Raw genomic sequence first — 243 nt, 5'->3', positions numbered from 1 at the left:
GCTCAGGCGGTTTCCGCCTCGGCCACCGTTTCCGGATCGCTCGCCGTCGGGTAATCGGTGTAGCCCTGCTGGGCGCCGCCGAAATAGGTCGCGCGGTCGCCGTCGGCCAGCGCCAGGCCATGACGCAGCCGGTGCGGCAGATCGGGGTTGGCGATGAACGGCCGGCCGAAACCGATCAGGTCGGCCCAGCCCGCCTGCAACGCCGCTTCGGCGCGCTGCGCGGTGTAGCCGCCGACATAGACC

The 243-nt window shown here is 71.6% G+C and carries 1 protein-coding gene; it reads right to left on the bottom strand.

The features are described from left to right. Window positions 1-2: 2 nt before the first annotated feature. The coding region (locus tag HKX41_13005) for an alkene reductase (GenBank protein ID NNC25052.1) at window positions 3-243 on the bottom strand (241 nt) is incomplete at its 5' end.

The sequence above is a fragment of the Salifodinibacter halophilus genome, assembly GCA_012999515.1.
GTDB lineage: Bacteria > Pseudomonadota > Gammaproteobacteria > Nevskiales > Salinisphaeraceae > Salifodinibacter > Salifodinibacter halophilus.
This window is presented reverse-complemented; position numbering and strand designations above follow the sequence as displayed.